We start from the raw sequence: 25,324 nt of genomic DNA, 5'->3' as shown, positions 1-25,324 counted from the left end.
TATCGCTGCCGAGAAACCCTGAACGTTGCAAATCATGCGAAGTCGTACCCCCTAAGACGCATAAAAATGCGCTGAATGAGTACCTACCGTGAGGTTTCCATGAATGCTACGAACCCGATTCCCAAGGATGTCGCAGGTCATGCGATCTCGCTGACCCTCAATGGGCAACTGCGTCAACTCGATGTACAGCCCTGGACCACCTTGCTTGACCTGTTGCGCGACCGACTCGATCTGGTCGGCACCAAGAAAGGCTGCGACCACGGTCAATGCGGTGCCTGCACCGTACTGCGCGACGGCAAGCGGATCAATGCCTGCCTGACGCTGGCGATCATGTGCGATGGCGCAGAACTGACCACTATCGAAGGCCTGGCGGATGGCGACACGCTGCATCCGATGCAGCAGGCATTCATCAAGCACGATGCTTTCCAGTGCGGCTACTGCACGCCGGGGCAGATCTGCTCGGCCGTAGGCCTTGCCAATGAAGGACGTGCCAGCACTCGCGCCGAAATTCAGGAACTGATGAGCGGTAACCTGTGCCGTTGCGGCGCCTACAGCAACATTCTCGCCGCCGTGGAAGAAGCCTTGCCGCAGTTTCACGACGCGACCCAGACCCAGACTCAAGAGCAGAAGGTGAGCGCATGAATCCGTTCACCTACAGCAAGCCGACCGATATCCGCGCCGCCATCGACCTGAGCGGCCCGGCCACACGCTTCATCGCGGGCGGTACCAACCTGCTCGACCTGATGAAAGAGAACGTCGCCCGCCCCGAGCACCTGATCGACATCAACGATCTGCCGCTCAAGGACGTCACTGAAACCGCTTCGGGCGGCTTGATGATCGGCGCGCTGGTCAGCAATGCCGATCTTGCCTGGCACCCTCTGGTCGAGCAGCGGTATCCGCTGTTGAGCCAGGCGCTGCTGGCCGGTGCATCGCCGCAACTGCGCAACATGGCCAGCACCGGTGGCAATCTGTTGCAGCGCACGCGCTGCTATTACTTCTACGACACCGGCGTGCCATGCAACAAGCGCGAGCCTGGCAGTGGCTGCCCTGCAAAAGACGGTCTCAATCGTATTCACGCGATTTTCGGCGCCAGTGATGATTGCGTCGCGACGCATCCGTCTGACATGTGCGTGGCCATGGCTGCGCTGGAAGCGGTGGTGCATGTTGAAGGCCGTGCCGGTCGCCGCACCATCGAGTTCGCGGATTTCCATCGACTGCCGGGCGATGCGCCGCAACGTGACAATCAGTTGGCCGATGATGAGCTGATTACCGCCATCGAGCTGCCTGCTCCGCGCTTCACGAGTCACAGCACCTACCTGAAGGTCCGTGATCGTGCGTCCTATGCGTTTGCGCTGGTATCTGTCGCTGCGGCGCTGGAGCTGGATGGCGACGTCGTGAGCGATGCACGTCTGGCGCTTGGCGGTGTAGCCCACAAACCGTGGCGCGACAAGCAGATCGAGCGTTTGCTGATCGGCAAACCCGCCACCCGCGAGTCCTTTGCTGCTGCCGCAGACGCCATGCTGGCTGACGCGCAGCCGCTCGAGCACAACGCGTTCAAGGTCAAGCTGGCGCGCCGGGCGATCATCCGCGCCCTGAGCGACGCGGCACTGGGAGGTACTGCCCAATGAATGTTCCTTTTTCCCCGATGGGCAAGCCCGTGGACCGAGTCGACGGCAAACTGAAAGTCACCGGCGGCGCACGGTATGCCGGTGAATACCCGGAAGACGGACTGCTGTTCGGCAGCGTCGTTTCCAGCACCATTGCCAATGGCCGTGTGCTGAAGATCGATACCTCCGACGCCTTGAATGTGCCGGGTGTGGTTGCGATTCTGGACCACACCAACCGTCCTTCGCTGGCCAGCTATGACGAGAACTACGAGGACGCTGACTCTGCAGACGGTTCTCCGTTTCGGCCTCTTTATAACGACAACGTGCTGTACAGCGGCCAGCCGCTGGCGCTGGTCGTCGCCGAGTCGCTGGAAATGGCCCGGCACGCAGGTTCGCTGATTCGCATCGAATACGAGCAGCAGGCACACCAGACTGACCTGCAGGCCGACCTGGAGCAGGCTCACGACGTGTCGTCCAGCCTGCCCAAGCCGCGTGGCAACTTCGAAGGCGAACTGGCCAGCTCGGCGCTGAGTGTCGACGTGACCTACAACACGCCGAACGAATACCACAACCCGATGGAGCCGCATGCGTCCACCGTTCTGTATCAGGCCGACGGTAGCCTGCAGATCCACGACAAGACCCAGGGCACGCAGAACTGTCAGGATTACCTGCACAAGGTCTTCGGCCTGGAGAAAGACAAGATCCGCGTGCTGGCCGCGTTTGTCGGCGGTGCCTTCGGCTCCGGTCTGCGTCCGCAGTATCAACTGCCTCTGGCGGTGATGGCGGCCCTGCACCTCAAGCGTTCGGTGCGAGTGACGCTGACGCGTCAGCAGATGTTCACCTTTGGCTATCGTCCACGCACCTTGCAACGCCTGCGCCTTGGCGCTGCTGCCAACGGGCGTTTGCTCGCCGTCGGTCACGAAGCCATCGGCCAGACGTCACGCTTCGAGGACTTCACCGAGCACGTCGTGGAATGGAGCGGCATGCTCTATCAATGCGACAACGTGCAGTTGACCTACAAGCTGGTGCCACTGGACGTTTACACGCCCTTGGACATGCGTGCGCCGGGTGCCGCGTTGGGCCTGATCGGCCTGGAATGCGCGATGGATGAACTGGCGTGTGCGCTGGCTATCGATCCTGTACGCCTGCGTCTGACCAATTTCGCCGAGCGCAATGGCAACGAGGACAAGCCGTATTCCAGCAAGGAGCTGCGTGAATGTTATGCACAGGGCGCCGAGCGCTTTGGCTGGGAGCGTCGCAACCCTGAACCCCGCAGCATGCGCCAAGGCCGCCAACTGGTGGGCTGGGGCATGGCCGGTGGTGTGTGGGAAGCGATGCAGATGAAAGCCAGCGCCAAGGCGCGTCTCGGCTCGGACGGCAAGCTGGTGGTCAGCAGCGCAACCACTGACATCGGCACCGGCACTTACACGGTCATGACCCAGATTGCGGCTGAAACCCTGGGGTTGGCGGTGGAAGACGTCACCTTCCTGCTGGGCGACTCTTCGCTGCCGACTGCGCCGCTCCAAGGCGGCTCGTTCACCGTGTCGTCAGTCGGCACAGCGGTCCAGCAGGCGTGTCAGGCCTTGCAGCGTCAGTTGCTTGAAGTCGCCAAGGGCCTGTACCCGCAACACGCCTCGACCACGCCGGATCAGGTGCGCTTTGAGTCGGGCAGCCTGCATCTGGGCGATCAGGTTGTGTCGATTGCTGAACTGGCGGCTGCTCAAGCCAGCGGTGTAATCGAGGTTCAGGTTGACGCGGAACCGGACAAGAAACGTGAAGCTTATGCAGCGGCCACGCATTCGGCGGTGTTCGTCGAAGTGCTGGTGGACGAGGACCTGGGCACTATCAAGGTCAATCGTGTGGTCAGCGCCATTGCGGCGGGACGTGTGGTCAATCCCAAGATGGCGCGCAGTCAGATCCTTGGTGGCGTGGTTTGGGGCATGGGCATGGCCTTGCAGGAAGAGGCTATGGTCGATCACGGTCTGGGACGGCCAATGAACCACAGCCTGGCCGAGTACCATATTCCGGTGAATGCGGACATTGGCGACATCGACGTGCTGTTCGTCGAAGAACACGACGAAATCGTCAATGCGCTGGGTTCCAAGGGCGTAGGCGAAATCGGCATCGTGGGTGTTCCCGCAGCGATTGCCAATGCCATCTACCACGCCACCGGCAAACGCATCCGCGAGTTCCCGATCACGCTGGACAAGCTGTTGTAACCCATCAGGAACGCCTCTCGGGATGCTCCGCGTGCACTGTTGAGGTGACGCGGAGCAAGGGCATGATAGGTGTGTTCAATGCCTGTGATCGTTCCCACGCTCTGCGTGGTAACGCCTCTCGGGACGCTCCGCGTCCGTTGTTGAGGTGACGCGGAGCGTCACGGGCTGGCCGGTTCGTTTGAGAGAAGCATCATTCCTGCCGGGTGAGTCATCCCGCCACGCGACAAAAGACCACACGGCTCAAGTGGCTGAATGGGACTACTCTTTACCTGTCGGTTGACCCGTGTCATTGCGCAATGACCGCTGATGTGAGCCAACCCCCCAATCCCTGCGTACGTCATCAGAACAAATAGAAAGATAAGCACTCCATAACGTGGGGGCAGTCACTGTTGGCTCGCTGCCAACAGCCGGTTTCACCTGAGAGAGGAACACTTATGTTCGGTTTAGAGGCTATCGATCTCGCCCGAATTCAGTTCGCATTCACGATTTCGTTCCACATCCTGTTTCCTGCCATCACCATCGGTCTGGCAAGTTACCTGGCTGTGCTCGAAGGCCTGTGGCTGAAGACCCGCGAAGATGTGTATCGAGACCTTTACCACTTCTGGTCCAAGATCTTTGCCGTCAACTTCGGCATGGGGGTGGTTTCCGGTCTGGTCATGTCCTATCAGTTCGGCACCAACTGGAGCCGCTTCTCGGACTTCGCAGGCGCGGTCACAGGGCCGTTGCTGACGTACGAAGTGTTGACCGCGTTCTTCCTTGAAGCAGGCTTTCTCGGTGTGATGCTGTTCGGCTGGAACCGCGTCGGGCGCAAACTGCACTTTTTCTCCACCGTGATGGTCGCCATCGGCACCCTGATTTCCACGTTCTGGATTCTGTCGTCCAACAGCTGGATGCAGACCCCGCAGGGCTTCGAAATCATCGACGGTCGCGTGATTCCGACCGACTGGTTCGCGGTGGTCTTCAACCCATCATTCCCTTATCGCCTGACGCACATGGCGATTGCCGCCTTCGTCGCGACTGCGTTCTTTGTCGGCTCGTCGGCTGCCTGGCACCTGCTTCGTGGTCGTGATACGCCAGCGGTACGCAAGATGCTTTCGATGGCGATGTGGATGGCGCTGATCGTTGCACCGATCCAGGCGGTTGTGGGCGACTTCCACGGTCTGAATACGCTCAAGCATCAGCCAGCCAAGATTGCCGCCATTGAAGGTCACTGGGAAAACATCGGTGACGAACCGACCCCGCTGATCCTGTTCGGCATTCCCGACATGAAGGAAGAGCGCACCAAGTACGCAGTGGAAATTCCGTACCTTGGCAGCCTCATCCTGACCCACAGCCTGGACAAGCAGGTCCCGGCGCTGAAGGAATTCAAACCTGAAGACCGGCCGAATTCGACCATTGTGTTCTGGTCGTTCCGGGTCATGGTTGCGCTGGGCATGCTGATGATCCTGACCGGTCTGTGGAGCCTGTGGCTGCGCAAGCGGGGCACGCTCTATCAGTCGCGTCCGTTCCTGTACCTGGCCTTGTGGATGGGGCCGTCCGGTCTGGTAGCTATTCTCGCAGGCTGGTTCACCACCGAAATCGGCCGCCAGCCGTGGGTCGTCTACGGCCTGATGCGCACCGCCGATGCTTCGTCCAACCACAGCTTCGCGCAGATGAGCATCACCCTGGTGTTGTTCGTGGTGGTCTACTTTGTACTGTTCGGCGCTGGTCTGGGCTACATGATGCGTCTGGTGCGCAAAGGCCCCAAAGCGTACGTCGAGCATGTGCCGCAAGGTGGTCCCGGTCAGAAACGTACACCGGCCCGTCCGCTCTCCGCCGCCGTTGAAGGCGCAGAAGACGGCGACAACGTTGACGCGCTCGGCAAGGGGAATTAAGCCATGGGTATCGATCTTCCGCTGATCTGGGCCGTCATCATCATCTTCGGCATCATGATGTACGTCGTGATGGACGGCTTCGACCTGGGTATCGGGATTCTCTTCCCGTTCATGAAAGACAGTTCCGACCGCGACGTGATGATGAATACCGTCGCGCCGGTCTGGGACGGTAACGAAACCTGGCTGGTACTGGGGGGCGCCGCGTTGTTCGGCGCGTTCCCGCTGGCTTATTCGGTGGTGTTGTCGGCGCTGTATCTGCCACTGATCTTCATGCTGATGGGCCTGATCTTCCGCGGCGTGGCATTCGAGTTCCGCTTCAAGGCGACCGACGAGAAACGTCATCTGTGGGACAAGGCCTTCATCGGCGGTTCTCTGGCCGCGACGTTCTTTCAGGGCGTGGCACTGGGCGCGTTCATCGAGGGCATTCCGGTAGCGAATCGTCAGTTCGCAGGCGGCTCACTCGACTGGCTGGCACCGTTCCCGATGTTCTGCGGTCTGGCGCTGATCGTGGCTTATGCACTGCTGGGCTGCACCTGGCTGATCATGAAGACCGAAGGGCCGTTGCAGAAAGCGATGCATGATCTGGCACGTCCTCTGGCGGTGGCTGTGCTGGTGGTGATGGGCGTGATCAGCCTGTGGACGCCACTGGCCCACGCCGACATCGCGCATCGCTGGTTCAGCATGCCGAATCTGGTCTGGTTCATGCCGGTGCCGATTCTGGTGCTGGTGACCATGTACGGGCTGTTCAAGGCCGTGGCCCGCAACGCGCATTACACGCCGTTCCTGCTGACCCTGCTGCTGATCTTCCTGGGCTACAGCGGGTTGGGCATCAGCCTGTGGCCGAACATCATTCCGCCGTCCGTTTCGATCTGGGAAGCTGCCGCGCCGCCGCAAAGCCAGGGCTTCATGCTGGTCGGCACGCTGTTCATCATCCCGTTCATCCTCGGATACACCTTCTGGAGCTACTACGTGTTCCGCGGCAAAGTCACTGCAGAAGACGGTTATCACTAGTCCGAACAGAGGAGATTGATCATGTCTGGCAAGAACTCCATGCACGACCCGGATCCGGCGCTGAGCAAGCCGCTCTGGCAACGACTGGCCTGGCTGGTCGGCATCTGGGCGGGCAGCGTGACTGCGCTGTTTATCGTCGCCAGCCTGATGCGGATGTTCATGAGCGCTGCGGGCCTGACGACGCACTGATCGTCACTGAAAGCATTCCCACACCGTGTCCACGGACACGTTTTACAAACCCTCCGGTTTCGGAGGGTTTTTTTTGGCTGCGAAAAAGTGGGGCGTTACTTGCGGGCTTTCAGAATCACGAACTTGGGCGTTGCCGCGACCTGCTCGACGCCCCGAAACAGCCGGGACAGCTTGGTGTGATAGCCCAGATGGCGATTGCCGACGATGTACAGCGCGCCGCCTGTGACAAGTGCAGCGCGGGCCTGCTGGAACATGCGCCAGGCCAGAAAGTCGCCGACCACCTGTTGCTGGTGGAAGGGCGGGTTGCACAGCACCACATCCAGCGAGTCCGGTTCCTGTCCCGCCAGCCCGTCGGCCGCTAGGATAACCACCTCCCGGTCCCCCAGACTGGCCTGCCAGTTTTCGGCAGCCGACTGCACGGCCATGTACGACTCATCGACCAGCGTGTAATGCGCCTGCGGATTTTCCAGTGCGCTGGCAATCGCCAGCACGCCGTTGCCGCAGCCCAGGTCGGCAACGCGCGCTGAGCCAAGGTTCTTCGGCAGATAAGGCAGAAATGCACGCGTGCCGATATCCAGACCTTCGCGGCAAAACACGTTGGCATGGTTGAGCAGTTCGATGGCTGGCTCGTCGAGCCTGTAGCGCGTGGGGTAGGGCGACGTCCGGATTTCCCTGATCTCTGGGGTGGCGAACAGCAGGCGGGCTTTCTTGACCGCGAGCGAGGCCTGCACCGGCCCTACGTATTCTTCAAGCAAGTCACCGGCCGAGCGCGGCAGGTGCTTGATCATCGCCGCCGCTATCACGCGTGCGCCGGGTGCCAGTTGGCCTTGCAGACGGATGAGTTGCTCTTCGAGCAGCGCCAATGTCTTGGGCACCCGGATCAGTACCCAGTCGAAAGGGCCGGTCAACGGCTCGCTGGCAGGAATCAGCGGCACGCTGTCGTAGGCCATGCCGTTGCGGGTCAGGTTCTTCTCAAGGCCCTGGGCGGCGAGAAACGAGTCGGTGCTGCTGACCACCGTCGCGTGAGCGGCAAGGCTGGCCGCCACAGCGCCAAAGCTGTCATTAAGGACCAGGACCCGGCTTTGCAGGGTCAGCCCGATTTCCGCCACGTGGTTGAGCAGGTACTCGTCAGCGGCATCGAATGCCTGAAGCGGCTCATCTTGCTGTTCGGGCTGGCGAATAAGATCAAGCTGAGCGAAAGGGCTGATGAGCAAGGGCATTGGCAGGAAAACTCTGTGCAGGCGTGCGTGTGTCACGTAAGCCCGTCCACTGACGGGCTCGCTGAGAGCGGTGATTTTACGTACTTTTTGCGCTTTGACACCTGCCCATTTGGTGCCCGGTCGCCTGCTTTTTCAGAACATGCCGCTCAAGGCCGCCTGGACCACGGCGGCGGTCTTGTTACACACCCCCAGCTTCTGGACTGCGCTGGCCACGTGAAAATGAATGGTGCGCTCCTTCAAGCATAGAATCAGGGCTATATCACCTGCTGTCTTGCCTTTGGCGGACCACTTGAGGACTTCTATTTCCCGTTCGGTCAGCCCCTTGGGATTCGATGGATCCGTCGAGTTGATTTCCATGTTCTTCATGATCGCCTCCATACCCTTTGATGGCGAGATATCGCTGTGCTTTTATCCAGTCTAGGAAAAATGCACCGGGAATTTTGCAGGCTGGAAGATGTCCAGACGAATGGGGTGATGGCTTTTATGTATTCAAAAAGGAGTATCCCGGCTGGAACAGCCGTCGTAGCGCGTTTTGTTTCATGCTGGTTAGTCGGGGTCCGGCAACATGGCCGGGCAGGCAAGAACCAAATGCTCTAAACGTTTCAGGCGCCACCAGGTACAAGCCACTACAAACCGCCGGTGTTTATCCGACGTACTTTGCGGGACACTTAGCGCCAACGTTCACATTCGGGAGCCCGAGGCACACCATGACCGTCAGCGAAGACAAGTTCACCCGGCAGACGCTTCAGCGTGTCACACCGTTGACCCCCAACCTGTTTACCCTGCGCACCACGCGCGATCCCGGTTTTCGCTTCACCGCGGGGCAGTTCGCGCGTCTGGGCGTGACCAAGGCAGACGGCACCACCGTGTGGCGAGCCTATTCGATGGTGTCTTCGCCTCATGACGAGTTTCTGGAGTTCTTTTCCATCGTCGTGCCTGACGGCGAGTTCACCAGCGAACTGAGCCGCCTGCGCGAAGGTGACAGCCTGATGGTCGAGAAGCAGGCCTTCGGCTACCTGACCCTGGACCGTTTCGTCGATGGTCGCGATCTGTGGCTGTTATCCACAGGCACCGGTGTTGCGCCGTTTCTGTCGATCCTGCAGGACTTCGAGGTATGGGAGAAATTCGAGCGTGTGGTTCTGGTGTACAGCGTGCGCGAGTCGAAGGAACTGGCTTATCAGCAGTTGATAGGCGAATTGATGCAGCGTGAGTACTTGGCCGAATACGTCGATAAATTCCAGTTTCTGCCTGTGGTTACCCGCGAGCAGCACCCCGGGGCCTTGAATGGCAGGATCACGCAACTGATTGAAAATGGCGAACTGGAGCGTGCGACAAGCATCCCCATGACCCCGGAGCATTCGCGGGTCATGCTGTGCGGCAATCCGCAGATGATCGACGACACCCGCGCTGTGCTCAAACAGCGCGATATGCGCCTGAGCCTGTCCCGCAAACCGGGTCAGGTGGCGGTGGAGACGTACTGGTAAGCAAGGCCCGATTCATCTACACCGCGTAGGGCGCTCGTCGTTATAAATAAGGCTGCCCCGACGCGGAGCGTCCTGGGCGGCGTTACCACGCAGAGTGGGGGAACGATCATCACCCTGACGCCGATCGTGCCCGTGCTCTGCGCTCAGCGTTATACACAAGTCTGCCTCGACACTGATCGTGACCATCGCTCTGCGTGGGCATGCCTCCCGTGACGCTACGCGTCACAAATGGCACAGATTGCGGATTCAGTGAGCCGAGCGCATGACGTGGATAACGCTGGAGCTTGGTCTAGCATCTGCGCCACATCCAAGAGCGGACGCGGAGCGTCCTGGGCGGCGTTACCACGCAGAGTGGGGGAACGATCATCACCCTGACGCCGATCGTGCCCGTGCTCTGCGCTCAGCGTTATACACAAGTCTGCCTCGACACTGATCGTGACCATCGCTCTGCGTGGGCATGCCTCCCGTGACGCTACGCGTCACAAATGGCACAGATTGCGGATTCAGTGAGCCGAGCGCATGACGTGGATAACGCTGGAGCTTGGTCTAGCATCTGCGCCACATCCAAGAGCGGACGCGGAGCGTCCTGGGAGGCATTCCCACGCGGAGCGTAGGAACGATCAGCGTGATCTCAAGCACGCCGATCATGCCCATGCTCGTTGGTTGCAGCAGGACTTGTATCGAACGCTGAGCGCAGGAGCGTGAGAACGATCCACTCAGTTTGCCGTTGATTGCAGACGAGTTACGCTCACAACGGACGGGCTGGGTCTACGGTAATCGGCGTCGCGGGCTTGTTCTGCTCCTTGAGCAGGTCGCGAATCTCGCCCAGCAGGACTTCTTCCTTGCTCGGCGTTGGCGGCAGGGTAGGGGCCTTGGCTTCTTCACGCTTCAGGCGGTTGATGGCCTTCACACCCATGAAGATGGCGAATGCAACGATGATGAAGTCAATGACTGTCTGAATGAACTTGCCGTAGGCCAGCAGCACGGCCGGGGTGGCTCCGTCGGCAGCCCGCAGGGTGACGGCCAGGTCGCTGAAGTCCACGCCACCGATCAACAGGCCCAGTGGCGGCATGATCACATCGCCAACGAACGACGAAACGATCTTGCCGAATGCCGCGCCAATGATGATACCGACGGCCATATCGACCACGTTACCTTTGACCGCGAATGCCTTGAACTCGCTTAGTACGCTCATGAGTAATTCCTTGTTACAGATAAATTGACCCGAATGAGTGTAATCCACTCACGCAGGTACTGCCCGATGCACGTTCAATCGACCGGACTGAGCCTTGGAAGTTTTATCCCGTCTTGAGCGCTATGGGTCGCCCACCGCCCAATTGGTGCGGCAACCTGCGTTATCATGTGCGCTTTTACGACTGGGGTTGTCATGGCCAAGGCCAAACGCTTGTACGGCTGCACCGAGTGCGGCGCGACGTTTCCCAAATGGGCGGGCCAGTGCAGCGATTGCGGCGCCTGGAACACGCTTGTCGAAACCATGATTGAAAGTGGTGCCGCCGCTCCCCCGAGTGGTCGTGCCAGCTGGACCGGCGCGCAGGCGCAGATCAAGACATTGGCTGAAGTCAGTGTCGAGGAGATCCCGCGTTTCTCCACCAACTCCGCCGAGCTGGACCGCGTGCTGGGCGGCGGTCTGGTAGACGGCTCCGTGGTGTTGATCGGCGGCGACCCCGGTATCGGCAAGTCCACGATTCTGCTGCAGACCCTGTGCAACATCGCCCAGCGCATGCCCGCGCTGTACGTTACCGGCGAAGAATCCCAGCAGCAGGTCGCCATGCGTGCCCGCCGTCTTGGGCTGCCGCAGGACAAGCTGCGAGTGATGACCGAGACCTGCATCGAGTCCATCATCGCCACGGCGCGCGTCGAGCAGCCGAAGGTGATGGTGATCGACTCCATCCAGACCATTTTCACCGAGCAACTGCAATCGGCTCCCGGCGGTGTGGCGCAGGTGCGCGAAAGCGCTGCTTTGCTGGTGCGCTACGCCAAGCAGAGCGGCACGGCGATCTTTCTGGTCGGCCACGTGACCAAGGAAGGCGCGCTGGCCGGGCCGCGCGTACTGGAACACATGGTCGATACCGTGCTGTATTTCGAAGGCGAGTCCGATGGACGCCTGCGTCTGTTGCGGGCCGTGAAGAATCGCTTTGGCGCTGTGAACGAACTGGGCGTTTTCGGCATGACCGACAAGGGCCTGAAAGAGGTCTCCAACCCGTCGGCGATCTTCCTCACTCGTGCGCAGGAAGAAGTGCCGGGTAGCGTGGTCATGGCCACATGGGAAGGCACCCGGCCGATGCTGGTCGAAGTCCAGGCGCTGGTGGACGACAGCCACATGTCCAACCCGCGTCGCGTGACGCTGGGTCTGGACCAGAACCGGCTGGCGATGTTGCTGGCGGTTCTGCACCGGCATGGTGGGATTCCGACTCACGATCAGGACGTGTTTCTCAACGTGGTCGGCGGCGTGAAAGTGCTGGAAACCGCGTCCGACCTGGCCTTGATGGCAGCGGTCATGTCCAGCCTGCGCAACCGACCGCTGCCGCATGACCTGCTGGTCTTCGGCGAAGTAGGGCTGTCAGGTGAGGTCAGGCCGGTGCCCAGCGGGCAGGAGCGTCTCAAGGAAGCGTTCAAGCACGGCTTCAAGCGGGCCATCGTGCCCAAGGCCAATGCGCCGAAAGAGGCGCCTCCAGGCTTTCAGATCATTGGCGTGACCCGTCTGGAGCAGGCACTGGACGCGCTGTTCGAGTAACGGGCACTAGATTTCGATCAGGGCTGCCAGCTCGCGATCCAGTTCTTCCTCATCGCCGAGGTTCAGTTCGATCAGCCGTTTCAAGTGGCTGATCGACTGCAGGCCGATGTGCCGACAGACAAAGCCCAGTTGCCGATTGTTGTCGTGGGTCAGGTGCACATCCATTTTTACGTAAACGTCCGGGCTCAGGTGGATATCCACCAGAAAGTCTTGGGCAGGGTCGCCCGTCCAGGGCTCGGGCCGTTCGATGAGCAGGCCTTTGAGCGACAAGTCGACCAACTGCACTTTCCAGCTTTTGTCGCCTTGCGTCAGGTCGGTCTTCGCATCGAAGGCAATGCGTTTGAAGCGTCGGCGATCTGCATGTGAGTCGGTCATCGAGAGGGCTCTCTTGTTGCGGTATTCCGTGGGCCGGGTGCAAGGCTTCGGACTGTTTTATCAAGGCTGTTCATGCACGATAGACCTGAAAGAGGTTGCCGGACAGATGGTGCCCCCAGATTTCTTTCCGACCTGCCAACAAGCCCGCCTGCGCCGCTCCATGCCGGGTATCTGCCTTAATTGATCAAATTCCGGTCTAGACCATCGTGGGGGGTGGCCTTTCGCTGTGACGGCGCTAAACTCGGACTGCTTGCCTTCTAGTCAACTCTGCTGGAATAAAAAAAATGAAAAATAATAATAGTCTGATGCGCCATGTTCCCTGGCTCATCGTCGCAATTGTTGGAGCATGTGCTCTGGGGGTCGTGGCCTTGCGCCGCGGAGAGGCGATCAACGCCTTGTGGATAGTGGTTGCAGCGGTTGCCATCTATCTGGTTGCTTATCGTTACTACAGTCTTTTCATTGCCAATCACGTCATGCAGCTCGACCCGCTGCGTGCAACGCCTGCGGTGGTCAACAACGACGGTCTGGACTATGTGCCGACCAACAAACACATTCTTTTCGGTCACCACTTTGCGGCCATCGCAGGCGCAGGCCCGCTGGTCGGTCCGGTGCTGGCGGCGCAGATGGGGTATCTGCCCGGTACGCTGTGGCTGATTGCCGGTGTGGTGCTCGCCGGTGCGGTGCAGGACTTCATGATCCTGTTCCTCTCCACACGCCGTAACGGTCGCTCGCTGGGCGACATGGTCCGTGAGGAAATGGGCCGTATTCCCGGCACCATCGCCTTGTTCGGCTGCTTCCTGATCATGATCATCATCCTCGCGGTGCTGGCGCTGATTGTGGTCAAGGCCCTGGCCGAGAGCCCGTGGGGCATGTTCACCGTCATGGCGACCATCCCGATTGCGATGTTCATGGGCGTCTATATGCGCTACATCCGTCCGGGCCGCATTGGTGAGATTTCCATCGTCGGTGTGATTCTGCTGCTGGCCTCGATCTGGATCGGCGGCCTGGTTGCAGCCGATCCGACCTGGGGTCCGGCGTTCACCTTTACCGGCGTGCAGATCACCTGGATGCTGGTGGGCTACGGTTTTGTGGCAGCCATGCTGCCGGTCTGGCTGCTGCTGGCCCCGCGTGACTACCTGTCGACCTTCCTGAAGATCGGCACCATCCTGGCCCTGGCGATCGGTATCCTGATCCTGGCGCCGGAGCTGAAAATGCCGGCCCTGACCCAGTTCACCAACGGCACCGGTCCGGTCTGGAAAGGCGCACTGTTCCCGTTCCTGTTCATCACCATCGCCTGCGGTGCGGTGTCCGGTTTCCACGCGCTGATTTCCTCGGGCACCACGCCCAAGCTGCTGGATAACGAGAAGAACGCCCGTTACATCGGTTACGGCGGCATGCTGATGGAGTCCTTCGTGGCCATCATGGCTATGGTTGCCGCTTCGGTGATCGAGCCGGGCGTGTACTTCGCGATGAACAGCCCTGCGGCTGTGGTTGGCAGCGACGTGGTGACGGTCGCGCAGACTGTTACCAGCTGGGGCTTCACCATTACGCCTGAGCAACTGACGGCGGTCGCCAAGGACATCGGCGAGAACACCGTGCTGGCCCGTGCCGGTGGTGCACCGACGCTTGCGGTCGGTATCGCGCAGATCCTCCACCAGGTGCTGCCGGGTGAAAACACCATGGCGTTCTGGTACCACTTCGCGATCCTGTTCGAAGCGCTGTTTATCCTGACAGCGGTAGACGCCGGTACGCGTGCCGGTCGTTTCATGCTGCAGGACTTGCTGGGCAGCTTCGTCCCGGCTCTGAAACGTACCGAGTCCTGGACCGCCAACGCCATCGGCACCGGTGGCTGCGTGGCGTTGTGGGGTTATCTGTTGTATCAGGGCGTGATCGATCCGCTGGGCGGCATCAACACCCTGTGGCCGCTGTTCGGTATCTCCAACCAGATGCTGGCCGGTATCGCGCTGATGCTCGCAAGCGTTGTGCTGATCAAGATGAAGCGTCAGCGCTATGTCTGGGTCACCATGCTGCCTGCCACGTGGCTGTTGATCTGCACCGTGACGGCTGGCCTGATCAAACTGTTCGACTCCAACCCTGCAGTGGGCTTCCTGGCGCTGGCCAAGAAGTACAGCGCAGCGGCGGACGCCGGTCAGATTCTGGCCCCGGCCAAGACCATGGACCAGATGCAGCACGTGATCTTCAACGCGTACACCAACGCGGGCCTGACCATCCTGTTCCTGTTCGTGGTGTTCAGCATCCTGTTCTACGCCCTGAAAGTCGGCATTGCCGCCTGGGGCAAGAAGGAGCGCACCGACAAGGAATCTCCGTTTCAGGCCATGCCGCCAGCGTCGCAGGTGTGATGATGGTCAACCACAGAGGATTTGCCCATGTTCAATGACCTGAGTCGCCTCGGGAAATACCTTGGTCAGGCCGCGCGTCTGATGGTGGGCATGCCGGACTACGACACCTATGTCGAGCACATGCAGACCACACACCCGGACAAGCCGATGATGACCTACGAGCAGTTCTTTCGGGAGCGGCAAGAGGCGCGTTACGGCGGCAAGGGCGGTCCGAAGTGCTGCTGATCCTCTGATCTGCGTTATCGTGTAACCCGACGCGCCACAGGCTGCTACCTGTGGCGCGTTTTCATTTCAGCCCGATTTGCACCTGTCTGGAGCCTTATGAGCGAGTTGCAACCTATCCCCGTTACCGTACTGACCGGCTTTCTGGGCGCAGGCAAAACCACGCTGCTGCGCCACCTGCTCAAGGCCGAGCACGGCCTGAAAATCGCAGTGATCGAGAACGAGTTCAGCGATGCCGGCATCGACAGCCAGTTGCTGGGCACCGATCCTGTGCAAGTCATGACGCTGTCCAACGGCTGCGTCTGCTGCACCATTCACACCGACCTGACCAAAGCGCTGTACCTGCTGCTCGAACGGCTGGACAGTGGCGAAATCGCCTTCGACCGGCTGGTGATCGAGTGCACCGGCCTGGCCGATCCCGCACCGGTTGCCCAGACTTTTTTCATCGATGAAGAGCTGCGCGAGCGCTACATCCTCGACGGCATCATCACCCTCGTTGATGCGGCTCATGCCGATACCCACCTGACCCAGACCATCGCCCAGGCACAGATCGGTTTTGCCGACCGCCTGCTGGTGAGCAAGCGTGATCTGGTGGACGACGCAGCGTTTGACGCACTCAGCGCGCGCCTGACCCGCATCAACCGCCGTGCGCCGATCAATATCGTCGAGCATGGCAAGATCGACCTGGCTGAACTGCTCGATGTGCGTGGCTTCAACCTCAACGCCGATCTGGGCGGCGGCATGGTCCTGCGTCCGCTGGCGCCGGTCGGCAACTCCGGCGACCGCATCACCAGCCTTGTGCTGCGCAGCGACAAGCCACTGGATCTGGACCGCCTCAGCGAGTTCATGAACGCGCTGCTGGAAGGCCACGGTAAACAACTGCTGCGCTACAAGGGCGTGCTCAACATTGCGGGCGAAGACCGGCGCATGGTGTTTCAGGGCGTGCTCAAGCTCTACGGCTTCGACTGGGATACCGAATGGGCCGAAGGCGAGCCGCGCGAAAGCGTCATCGTGTTCATCGCTGACGAATTGCCAGAGGAGAAGATTCGGGCCGGGTTCGAAGCGATGGTGGGCTGAGGTACTTTTAGGCTCAGCCGGTCTTGAGTCTCTCTCAAGATCGGCTCCTGCGCTCACTCAGCCAGTACACCGTCAAAGCCATTGCCGAAAGCGCAATGCATGCCAGTGTGAAAGGTGCGGGATCGCCCTTCGGCAGTAAGCTGGCGATCAGTGCACAGCAGGCGGCCATCGCCTGGTGAATGAAACCGATCAACGCCATGGCGTGGGGGCCTTTTACAGGGGCGTTCTGGCTGGCAAGAGACTGGGAAAGAGGATATACAGCCCCCTGACCCGCCAGCAGCAGGCAGTAAGGCAGCCAGAGCGCAACGCCCGACGCAGGGTAAATCAGCTGTCCGGCACCCATCACTAAGGCACCCGCTATCAAACATTTCAATCCAGTCAGCAAACCCTCTTGCTGGCTGTGTGTCGCGATCAGCCAACGGACCGAAAGTGCGCCCAGCAAATAGGCACCACTGATGGGCCAGCCGATCCAGCCGTATTCAAGTACCGTCCAGTTGAAGTGCAGCTGAAATATGGCGGGCGCGCTCGCACCAAAAAGGACAACCACTCCATACCCCAGTCCGCCTGCAAGCACCGGACTCATGAATCGCAAGTCCCGAATCAGTACCCTGTACGAGTCGTCCGGTCGAAAGTCTGTCCTTCTGGACGAAATGACTTTTACGAATAACCTGACTGGAATTATCGAGAGCGCACCCGCTACGGCACTAGCGATAAATATCGCTCTCCAGTCCCAGATCGCGTCCAGTACAGCGCCCGCGAACTGCGCCATACCCAGTGACAAGACAAAGCAGATAGAGAGCCAGCTGAATGCGCGCGGCAGTTGTTCAGCGCTGTGGCTATCGCGCAATAACACGCGGGCCATGACTGAAATCCCACCTGCTGCAATGCCTTGAACCACACGGCACATCAGGAACGTTGTCATGTCTATCGACAGCGCGGTACCTGCACTGCCAACTGAAAAAACCATCAACGCCCAAACCAGCGTCCTCCGACTGCCCAGACATGCAGCCAGCTTGCCCCATAACAACATCGGCAAACCCATGCCAATCAGAAAACTTGACAGCGTCAGAGCCGAAAAATAATCGGGTGCATTGAAAGTCTTTGCTATCGACGGCAGGGACGGCAGATGCAGCGTTATTCCTGACTGTGCAACCAGTACGGCCAGGCAGGGTACCAGCAGGCGACTTTCGATTTTCATGGGGATGATGTTTTTATTGGGTTGCAGGCTGATTGAACTCTGCTGTGCCAAGCGCTTCGGTCAGGCCTTTGCAAAAGTCACTGATCAAGATGTGTGTCATGTCTGATCTGAGCGTAATACGTATTGCAGGTTTATCTTGCGCTACAACTGGGAAGAATACCGCTGACGTAAAAAAACCTTTGTTGGCCAGTTCGGCTGCAATCCGATTTGCAACCTCTGCACTGGAACACTGGATGAGGCGAATGGCCGATCTGCTGCCTTTCTGTTCTGTGTTAATGATGGAATCAAAATATTGAATGTTGTGCTGTAGCTTCCGCTGCAGTTTTTCAACTTCGCCATTGCGGTGCAACGCTATTGAAGCCCTCCCTGCGCCGATGGCTGCAATGTTAAGACTTTGAGACCAATTGCTGGGTCCTCCGTATCGATGAATCAGTTTTTTCTGGCGGTCGTTGCCTAACATCGCTACGCCACCACTTGCGCCAAATGCCTTACCGAGTGACGCCACGATGATGGTGTTCTCATCAAGCTCGTCGAGCTTAGACCGTGCGTAGCCTGTTCCTCCTACTCCTAACGCGGAAATGGCATGCGAATCGTCAAGGTACAGAAATAGCCCGTATTTCTCTTTCAAATAAATCAGGCTTTCTATGTCTGCCATGCCACCCATGCTATAGACGCCATCGGCAACATAAGCAACCCTGTCATGTGCTTTGCATAATGTCTCAAGTTGCTCCATGTTGTTATGGCTTACTGTCAAAACCGTCGCTTCACCTGCGCACGCCGCCTTCATGTGGTTCATTGAATAGTGCGCATGCCTGTCAAAAACCATGGTGGGAACCCGGCCGTCGGTAAAGGCGCCTGACGAAAGTAGAGGCAATATGCCTGCGCTGGCTGCACTGCAGGATAAAGTGACATGGCAATGTGCGTTGAGCCATTCTGACAGCTCGGTTTCATACTCAGCCAAGTTAGATAGTTGACAGCGGTTTCGTGAATTGGCTATGCGCAACGTACCGGTTTTCTGGAGTGCTTGAATCGCGCCGTCGAGCAGTGCCGGGTGATAGTCCAAACCTAAATAGGACGTTGTGCAAAAATGATAAAACGACCTTCCGAATTGATCGTGCAGATAGTTGTCGTCTTTTACAGTTACGTGGAGACTGGATAGCTTTAGCTTGTCTGCCTCATCCCAGTTGGTTTCTGCCAGACGTATCAAGGTTTGATAATTGCTATGGCGATTGGCTGTCGAGTTCATGCGGCATCCGCTAATTGGAATTTTTCGGTTTGAGCAGCGGTTGATCTCACCAAGAGGAAAAAATAACCGCCAAGACAGCCATTCTTTCACTGGAAAATTTTCATGTATGTCAGACAGATCCGTGTCCAGCGGATAGTGGTGTATTTCCTCTGTAAGAAATATCTTGTTTTACTCGGCTTCCCGATAAGCAACTCTATGTTCTGCTGACACCTGCGGCGGGCGCATATCACTCTGCCGATTTTGTGATGTTTCAAGGAGGGGCGAGACGCGCGAAAGCGTCATCGTGTTCATCGCCGACGAATTGCCGGAGGAGAAGATTCGGGCCGGGTTCGAGGCGATGGTGGGCTGAGATCGCTCTCCAGGCCTACTGGCCTGATCAGGTGCTGGCTGCCCACCAGTAGGCGGGCAGCGCCACCACTTCACGGGCGATGGAGTACAGGTCGCGCCATTCGAAATAACGCGCGTGAGCAGTCGAGACCTGCATGACCCCGGCCTGCTTCAGGGCGTACTGGCTGCGGGTGACGTGAAAGTATTGAGTGACCACGACTGCGCTGGTGAAGCCTTTGCCTTTCATGATCCCGGCGCTGTTGATGGCGGTGTCTCGGGTGGTGTTTCCCTGTTCGTCCAGCAGGATCGCTTCCCGCGCAATCTTGCCGTGGTCAACAAGATAGTCTGCCATGACGGCCGCTTCGCTGAAGCCTTCCTTGCCTGTGCCGCCGCTGACGATGATGTGGCGAACCAATCCCTGTCGGTAGAGCTCTTCAGCCCTGTCGAGCCTGGCTCGCAGTCGATCGGACGGCGTCCCGTCCGGGAGCACTTGCGAGCCGAGGACGATGGCGGCGTCGCTGGTTTTGGCGGTGTCGGACAGCCCGTCGATCACGATGGCCCCCGCAAACAGCATTAGCAGCATCGGCAGGCTTATCGAAAGGGTGCGCAACAGCTTCATGGATCGTCTCCCGATCAGTCGGTGGGCTCTGTGCAACGGTGTCACAAAAAAGCCCCGGCTCTTTCGAGTCGGGGCTTTGAGTTACTGTGTCAGACGATGCGGATCAAGCGCCGTAGACTGGCAGCTTGGCGCAGATGGCCTTGACCTTCTCGCGAACCGCGTCGATCACGGCTTCGTTGTTCAGGTCAGCCAGGATGTCGCAGATCCAGCCAGCCAGTTCCTTGCACTCTGCTTCCTTGAAGCCGCGAGTGGTCACAGCCGGGGTGCCGAAGCGCAGGCCGGAGGTGACGAACGGTGAGCGTGGGTCGTTCGGTACGGAGTTCTTGTTGACGGTGATGAAGGCGCGGCCCAGGGCAGCGTCGGCATCTTTACCGGAGATGTCCTGCTTGATCAGCGACAGCAGGAACAGGTGGTTTTCAGTACCGCCGGAAACCACGTCGAAACCGCGCTCGATGAACACACCGGCCATGGCCTTGGCGTTCTTGACCACTTGCTGCTGGTAAGCCTTGAACTCAGGCTGCAGCGCTTCCTTGAAGCACACGGCCTTGGCCGCGATGACGTGCTCCAGCGGGCCGCCCTGCGAACCCGGGAATACGGCCGAATTCAGCTTCTTCTCGATGTCGGCGTTGGCGCGAGCCAGGATCAGGCCGCCACGTGGACCGCGCAGGGTCTTGTGAGTGGTGGTGGTCACGACGTCGGCGAACGGCACCGGGTTCGGGTAGACACCAGCGGCGACCAGACCGGCCACGTGGGCCATGTCGACGAACAGGTAGGCACCGACCTTGTCAGCGATGGCGCGGAAGCGTGGGAAATCCAGGATCTGCGAGTAGGCAGAGAAACCGGCCACGATCATTTTCGGCTTGTGCTCGACGGCCAGACGCTCGACTTCGTCGTAGTCGATCATGCCGTTGGCGTCGATGCCGTACTGCACAGCGTTGTACAGCTTGCCGGAGGACGAAACGCTGGCGCCGTGGGTCAGGTGACCACCGTGGGCCAGGCTCATGCCCAGAATGGTGTCGCCGCCCTGCAGCAATGCCAGGTACACAGCGGAGTTGGCTTGCGAACCGGCGTGTGGCTGAACGTTGGCGTAATCGGCGCCGAACAGTTCCTTGGCACGGTCGATGGCCAGTTGCTCGATCACGTCGACGTATTCACAGCCGCCGTAGTAGCGCTTGCCTGGGTAGCCTTCGGCGTACTTGTTGGTCAGGACCGAGCCCTGAGCTTCCATGACGGCCGGACTGGTGTAGTTTTCCGAGGCAATCAGCTCGATGTGTTCTTCCTGACGCAGAGCTTCTTGCTCCATGGCGGCAAACAGATCGGCGTCGTACTTCGCGAGAGTCAAATCACGGCTGAACATGGCAGTCCTCAAGGGGGCATGGCGGAAAAGGGGGGCATTCTAACCCATCGGGTTTTATCTGGCATATGAAAGGCAGTCATGTGCCGGATGAATGGGGTGCAGCTTGGGTCGGGCTGAGGGTTGCCATGCTCTGGCACTCCACCGAACTGAAACAGGTCTGGCTGGCTGACCACGTGCCCGTGGACATAGCGCTGTCGTGAAGCAGACACAGGACTGTGGGAGGCGCCACCACGTCTTCAACGTAGCGCTGTCGCGCAGGGTCTGCAGTCCCTCTCAATCCAGCATGAACAACGCATCGTTGCTGAATTGCGCTTCGAACTGGCTGGCGGGCATCGGGCGGCCGAAGAGGTAGCCTTGTACTTCGTCGCAGCCGTGTTCGCGCAGGAAGTCCAGTTGCTCCTGGGTTTCCACGCCTTCGGCGATGACCGCCAGGTTCAGGCTGTGGGCCATGGCGATGATCGCACGAGCGATCTGTGCGTCCTGTTCGCCGGAAGGCAGGCCGTCGACGAAGGTGCGGTCGATCTTCAATACATCGATGGGGAACTGCTTGAGGTAGTTCAGCGACGAGTACCCCGTACCGAAGTCATCCACCGCAATGCTCAGCCCCAGATTCTTCAGCCCGTCGAGTATCTGCATGGCTTCGTTGACCTCGCGCATCAGGATGCTTTCGGTCAGTTCCAGTTCCAGGCACGCCGGAGGCAAGCCGATGGTGTGCAGAATGCTGGCGATGCGTTTGCCAAGCTGACCGTCAGAGAACTGCCGGGCCGAGATGTTCACGGACACTTTCGGCACGCGGACTTTCGCCTGATGCCATTTCTTCAACTGGCTGCAGGCTTCGGTCAGTACCCAGTCACCGACCTCCACCACCAGCCCCAGTTCTTCAAGCACCGGAATGAAGTCGTTCGGCGGCACCAGACCACGGCGGGGATGGCGCCAGCGCAGCAAGGCCTCGGTCCCGGTCAGGCGTTTGCCATCGCCGCTGAACTGCGGTTGGTAATACAGCGTGAATTCCTGTTGCTCCAGCGCGTGACGCAGATCGCTTTCCAGTTCCAGACGCTCCAGCGCCGAGGCGTTCATGTCGGCCTGATAGAACTGGAAATTGTTCTTGCCGCGTTCCTTGGCGTGATACATCGCCGTATCGGCGTTCTTCATCAACTGGCTCAGTTCATCGCCGTCCTGCGGGCTCAGGGCGATACCGATACTGGCGGTCACGAAGAACTCGCGTCCTTCCAGCACGAAGGGGGTGACCAGACTGTTGAGGATCTTCTCGGCGACGTGAATGGCGCGGTTCAAGGCGCTTTCCCGCGTCGGACCCGGTTGCAGCAACAGGGTGAACTCATCGCCGCCCATGCGTGCCACCGTGTCATCGTCTGTGACGCAAGCCAGCAGACGCGTGGCCATCTCCTGGAGCATGCGATCCCCCGCAGCATGGCCCAGGGAGTCGTTGATCGGTTTGAAACGGTCCAGATCAAGGAACATCAGCACGACCCAGGCCTGTTGCCGCTCGGCCTGCTGCAACGCCGAATGCAGGCGGTCCTGGAACAGCGTGCGGTTGGGCAGGTGGGTCAGGGCATCGTAGTAGGCCAGGCGATGGATGCGTTCTTCGCTGGCCTTGCGCTCACTGATATCACTGAAGAAACACACGTAGCTCGCCAGATCACCTTCATCGTCCACCACTGCAGTGATGCCGACCCACGCCGGGTAATGCTCGCCGTTGCGACGCTTGAGCCTGACCTCGCCCTCCCAGGTGCCGCTCTGGTTGAGTTGCCTGATGACGTAGCGCAGGTGCGCTTCCTGTTCCGCTTCCACTGTCAGCATGCCGGGCAGTTGATCGAGCACCTGAGCGACTTCGTAGCCGCTGACTCGCGTGAACGCTTCGTTGGCCTGCACGATGTAGCCCGCAGGATCGGTGATCAGAATGGCCGACGTGGAGTGTTCGAATACGGTGGCAGCCATGCGCAGGTCTTTTTCCGCGCGGCGCTGCTGGCTGATGTCGCGGCCAACCCCGAGAAGCCCCTCGAAATTGTCGTGCTCGTCCCAGACCAGCACCATGCGCAGTTCGACCGGTACCTTGCGGCCGTCGGCCCGCAGACAATCGAACACAAACAGACGCGGCGTCGTGTCGTTGCGCAGCTTCGCCAGTTCTTCCGGTTTGTTGAGCACCTTGCGGATATTCCGGATCAGCGCGTCGAACCCTGTCAGTTGTTGCGGGTTGGCAACTGTAACGCCCCAGCCGTGGGCGAGAATCCACTCGGCGGTGTAGCCCAGCACGCTCTGAACCGAGGGGCTCACGTAATTGGGCTCGAGCTGATTGTCCGTGGAGAAGATCACATCACTGATGCTCTCGGCGAGCATCCGATAACGCTGTTCACTGTCACGCAAGGACTGGCTGGACGTGACCTGATCGGTGATGTCCTTGGCGACTCCGATGATGCGTGTCACCAGATCCTGGCTATCCCGCGCCAGCGCCTGTTCGCGAATGTCGAAGCAGCGCCACTGGTTGTCGCGGTCACGGAAGCGCAGGACACATTGCAGCAGTTCGTTGTGCCCGTGATGACGCTGGCGCAGACGCATGTCCTGATAGGGTTTCGCGTCTTCCGGATGGAGCAGGATTTCCCAGAAGAACTCACCCATCCCGTGCAGTTCCGATTTGCTGTAACCCAGCGTCTGCCCCAGATGGTGGTTGCTGTAGATCATCCGCTGGCTGAGCACATCTTGCACATAGAGGTGATCCGGCACGGTGCGGACCACGTCGGACCAGAAGCTTTCACGGTCCAGCAACGACAGTTCGATCTGTTTGCGGCTGGTGATATCGCCAATGCTGAGAATGACCGCGTCGAAGTCGGCGGGGCTTTCCGGCAGCCTGAGCACCAGCCACAGGTGCTGATCCTGGCCGTCCTCCCGGGTGCGGCGGATTTCCAGTTCCAGGCGTGGCTGTTTGTCGAGCACTGCGCGGATCACTTGAATGCCGATGCCGGGCCGCGTGCGTGACTCGCCTTCGATCAATTGCTGCCATGCCTGCTCACCGCATTCGACGTTCAGCAGGCCCAGAGCAACGTCGTTCACCTCGTTGATGCGCAGCTGTTGCAACAGGCGATCAAGCAGACCGGGCTGGTTTTTCAACAGCAGGTCGAGGTCTTCGCAGGTATTGATCTGCAGGGTTTCCAGGCGCCCTGGCAGGCTGGACATGTCCAGCACACAGATCGCAACGCCAGCCCCTTCGAAAATATCGCGATAGCGGCGGCGGCTTTCCAGCAACTGACGCTGCCTGCCGCGCAGGCTCATGAGCGCGATGAGCGGCAGGATTGAAAACAGCAGGCCAATGATGCATTTGCCCACAAGTGGCGCGAGCAAATCCTGGCGCGCCTTGTGCGCGTCGAAAAGCCCGCGCAGCTGCCAGTCGCTGTTGCCCAGGGGCTGGAGCAGAACGGTCTCTGCATGGCCGGTGTCTGTCACGTTGTCAGGCATCGCCTCGCGCAGAATCACTTGCTGAGTGACACGTTTTTCCAGCCGCCACAGATGCTGGAAATCCTGCGTCGGCTGCTGAATAAAGCCCTTGAGCGCATCGGGCACCATGCGCACGGCCCAGTAGTTGCCGTTCGAGCCTGCGCTCTGGCGCAACAGCAGATAGATCTGTGAGCCGTCGTCATTGCTGGTGTAGTAGAACGGACGCCCGATGGCTTGTTTGAGCGCACTTCTCAACAGCGTGGCGTCGCTGCTCATGTCGGCGCTGTCTCTGATCACGTCTCCATTGGGGGCGAGGCTGACGACGCTGCGTAATGCCGGCAAGGCTGAGCGCAATGCGCTCAGTGGCGTGGCCTGATCGGGGTTGTCTTCGCCTGCCTTGATTTCCTCCAGCAGATTCATCGCAATCTGGGCGTTGAGCGCCATGTTCAGACTGATCCGGTCGCAAAGCTGTGTCGCGTAGTCGAGGCTGCGCTGGCGCTGGCGTTCCTGGGTCTGATGAAACTGTTCGATGAGTTGCCAGAGCAGCAGCGCGATCATCAGCAACACCAACGCCGCCAGCACACCCTTCAGTGAGCCGCGCACAGGCCTGACCGTACTGTTTTTGGCGGTACTCGATGGCGAAGAGGTCGTTGATGTGGGCAAGTCGTTGTTCCTGACTACTGGACTGAAGCAGCGATGCACTATGCAATATAAGCTGGCCACCCAAAAGGGCGGCT

The 25,324-nt window shown here is 59.6% G+C and carries 21 protein-coding genes; 12 read left to right on the top strand and 9 right to left on the bottom strand.

The window, feature by feature from the left end; genetic code table 11:
• Positions 1 to 99 precede the first annotated feature (99 nt).
• The 6 genes from QRN20_RS19015 (at position 100) to QRN20_RS18990 (ending at position 6,900) form a co-directional block, all read left to right on the top strand.
• Positions 100 to 642, top strand: a complete 543-nt coding sequence (locus QRN20_RS19015) for a (2Fe-2S)-binding protein (RefSeq protein WP_025995647.1) — start codon at positions 100 to 102, stop codon at positions 640 to 642.
• On the top strand, positions 639 to 1,628 hold the full coding sequence (locus tag QRN20_RS19010; RefSeq protein ID WP_122429524.1) for an FAD binding domain-containing protein: 990 nt from the start codon (positions 639 to 641) through the stop codon (positions 1,626 to 1,628). Before QRN20_RS19015 ends, QRN20_RS19010 begins: the two co-directional genes overlap by 4 nt.
• On the top strand, positions 1,625 to 3,826 hold the full coding sequence (locus tag QRN20_RS19005) for a xanthine dehydrogenase family protein molybdopterin-binding subunit (RefSeq protein ID WP_122429525.1): 2,202 nt from the start codon (positions 1,625 to 1,627) through the stop codon (positions 3,824 to 3,826). The genes QRN20_RS19010 and QRN20_RS19005 overlap by 4 nt, the downstream gene beginning before the upstream one ends.
• Positions 3,827 to 4,260: 434 nt before the next feature.
• Complete coding sequence (locus QRN20_RS19000; protein WP_004884000.1) at positions 4,261 to 5,700, top strand: cytochrome ubiquinol oxidase subunit I; 1,440 nt, start codon at positions 4,261 to 4,263, stop codon at positions 5,698 to 5,700.
• 3 nt (positions 5,701 to 5,703) lie between these two features.
• A complete protein-coding gene (cydB, locus tag QRN20_RS18995; protein ID WP_029243806.1) occupies positions 5,704 to 6,711 on the top strand; it encodes a cytochrome d ubiquinol oxidase subunit II in 1,008 nt (335 codons plus the stop codon).
• Positions 6,712 to 6,732: 21 nt separating this feature from the next.
• Positions 6,733 to 6,900, top strand: coding sequence for a DUF2474 domain-containing protein (locus QRN20_RS18990; RefSeq protein WP_004884005.1), 168 nt, complete (start codon positions 6,733 to 6,735; stop codon positions 6,898 to 6,900).
• 95 nt (positions 6,901 to 6,995) lie between these two features.
• On the opposite strand, the gene QRN20_RS18985 is transcribed toward QRN20_RS18990, so the two are convergent.
• Positions 6,996 to 8,120, bottom strand: a complete 1,125-nt coding sequence (locus QRN20_RS18985) for a methyltransferase (RefSeq protein WP_122544971.1) — start codon at positions 8,118 to 8,120, stop codon at positions 6,996 to 6,998.
• A 132-nt stretch (positions 8,121 to 8,252) separates the two neighbouring features.
• Positions 8,253 to 8,486 (bottom strand): helix-turn-helix domain-containing protein, encoded by a 234-nt coding sequence (locus QRN20_RS18980; RefSeq protein WP_004884008.1) that lies wholly within the window; start codon positions 8,484 to 8,486, stop codon positions 8,253 to 8,255.
• A 341-nt stretch (positions 8,487 to 8,827) separates the two neighbouring features.
• Between QRN20_RS18980 and QRN20_RS18975 the strand changes: the two genes are divergently transcribed.
• Complete coding sequence (locus QRN20_RS18975; protein ID WP_122544970.1) at positions 8,828 to 9,604, top strand: ferredoxin--NADP reductase; 777 nt, start codon at positions 8,828 to 8,830, stop codon at positions 9,602 to 9,604.
• A 748-nt stretch (positions 9,605 to 10,352) separates the two neighbouring features.
• Here QRN20_RS18975 and mscL read toward each other — a convergent pair.
• Positions 10,353 to 10,799, bottom strand: a complete 447-nt coding sequence (gene mscL, locus QRN20_RS18970; RefSeq protein WP_004884015.1) for a large-conductance mechanosensitive channel protein MscL — start codon at positions 10,797 to 10,799, stop codon at positions 10,353 to 10,355.
• A gap of 192 nt (positions 10,800 to 10,991) precedes the next feature.
• On the opposite strand from mscL, the gene radA reads away from it, so the two are divergent.
• Positions 10,992 to 12,359 (top strand): DNA repair protein RadA, encoded by a 1,368-nt coding sequence (radA, locus tag QRN20_RS18965; RefSeq protein ID WP_029243809.1) that lies wholly within the window; start codon positions 10,992 to 10,994, stop codon positions 12,357 to 12,359.
• Between the two features lie 6 nt (positions 12,360 to 12,365).
• Here radA and QRN20_RS18960 read toward each other — a convergent pair whose 3' ends face one another.
• A complete protein-coding gene (locus QRN20_RS18960) occupies positions 12,366 to 12,734 on the bottom strand; it encodes a PilZ domain-containing protein (RefSeq protein ID WP_004884018.1) in 369 nt (122 codons plus the stop codon).
• Between the two features lie 284 nt (positions 12,735 to 13,018).
• Between QRN20_RS18960 and QRN20_RS18955 the strand changes: the two genes are divergently transcribed.
• The 3 genes from QRN20_RS18955 (at position 13,019) to yjiA (ending at position 16,393) form a co-directional block, all read left to right on the top strand.
• The gene (locus tag QRN20_RS18955) at positions 13,019 to 15,094 is read left to right on the top strand and encodes a carbon starvation CstA family protein (RefSeq protein WP_025995639.1); all 2,076 of its coding nucleotides are present in this window, start codon (positions 13,019 to 13,021) and stop codon (positions 15,092 to 15,094) included.
• Between the two features lie 27 nt (positions 15,095 to 15,121).
• On the top strand, positions 15,122 to 15,319 hold the full coding sequence (locus QRN20_RS18950; protein WP_004884022.1) for a YbdD/YjiX family protein: 198 nt from the start codon (positions 15,122 to 15,124) through the stop codon (positions 15,317 to 15,319).
• Positions 15,320 to 15,415: 96 nt separating this feature from the next.
• Positions 15,416 to 16,393: a GTPase gene (yjiA, locus tag QRN20_RS18945; RefSeq protein WP_285360987.1), complete on the top strand. Its 978-nt coding sequence runs from the start codon at positions 15,416 to 15,418 to the stop codon at positions 16,391 to 16,393.
• A 34-nt stretch (positions 16,394 to 16,427) separates the two neighbouring features.
• Here yjiA and QRN20_RS18940 read toward each other — a convergent pair whose 3' ends face one another.
• The 4 genes from QRN20_RS18940 to glyA all read right to left on the bottom strand — a co-directional run bounded on the left by QRN20_RS18940 (position 16,428) and on the right by glyA (position 21,140).
• Positions 16,428 to 17,591 carry an MFS transporter gene (locus QRN20_RS18940; protein WP_122413738.1) on the bottom strand — a complete coding sequence of 388 codons (1,164 nt, stop codon included), beginning with the start codon at positions 17,589 to 17,591 and terminating at the stop codon, positions 16,428 to 16,430.
• A gap of 13 nt (positions 17,592 to 17,604) precedes the next feature.
• Positions 17,605 to 18,837 (bottom strand): aminotransferase class I/II-fold pyridoxal phosphate-dependent enzyme, encoded by a 1,233-nt coding sequence (locus QRN20_RS18935; RefSeq protein WP_032664196.1) that lies wholly within the window; start codon positions 18,835 to 18,837, stop codon positions 17,605 to 17,607.
• Positions 18,838 to 19,213: 376 nt separating this feature from the next.
• On the bottom strand, positions 19,214 to 19,783 hold the full coding sequence (locus tag QRN20_RS18930) for a YdcF family protein (RefSeq protein WP_029243812.1): 570 nt from the start codon (positions 19,781 to 19,783) through the stop codon (positions 19,214 to 19,216).
• 103 nt (positions 19,784 to 19,886) lie between these two features.
• Entirely contained in the window at positions 19,887 to 21,140 is a 1,254-nt protein-coding gene (glyA, locus tag QRN20_RS18925) for a serine hydroxymethyltransferase (RefSeq protein ID WP_004884032.1), read from the bottom strand.
• A gap of 65 nt (positions 21,141 to 21,205) precedes the next feature.
• On the opposite strand from glyA, the gene QRN20_RS18920 reads away from it, so the two are divergent.
• Complete coding sequence (locus tag QRN20_RS18920) at positions 21,206 to 21,340, top strand: hypothetical protein (protein ID WP_285360986.1); 135 nt, start codon at positions 21,206 to 21,208, stop codon at positions 21,338 to 21,340.
• A gap of 73 nt (positions 21,341 to 21,413) precedes the next feature.
• On the opposite strand, the gene QRN20_RS18915 is transcribed toward QRN20_RS18920, so the two are convergent.
• Positions 21,414 to 25,250, bottom strand: coding sequence for a sensor domain-containing protein (locus QRN20_RS18915; RefSeq protein WP_122745726.1), 3,837 nt, complete (start codon positions 25,248 to 25,250; stop codon positions 21,414 to 21,416).
• Positions 25,251 to 25,324: the final 74 nt, after the last annotated feature.

This window comes from Pseudomonas sp. fls2-241-TYG-175 (genome assembly GCF_030209155.1).
GTDB classification, from domain to species: domain Bacteria; phylum Pseudomonadota; class Gammaproteobacteria; order Pseudomonadales; family Pseudomonadaceae; genus Aquipseudomonas; species Aquipseudomonas viridiflava.
This window is presented reverse-complemented; position numbering and strand designations above follow the sequence as displayed.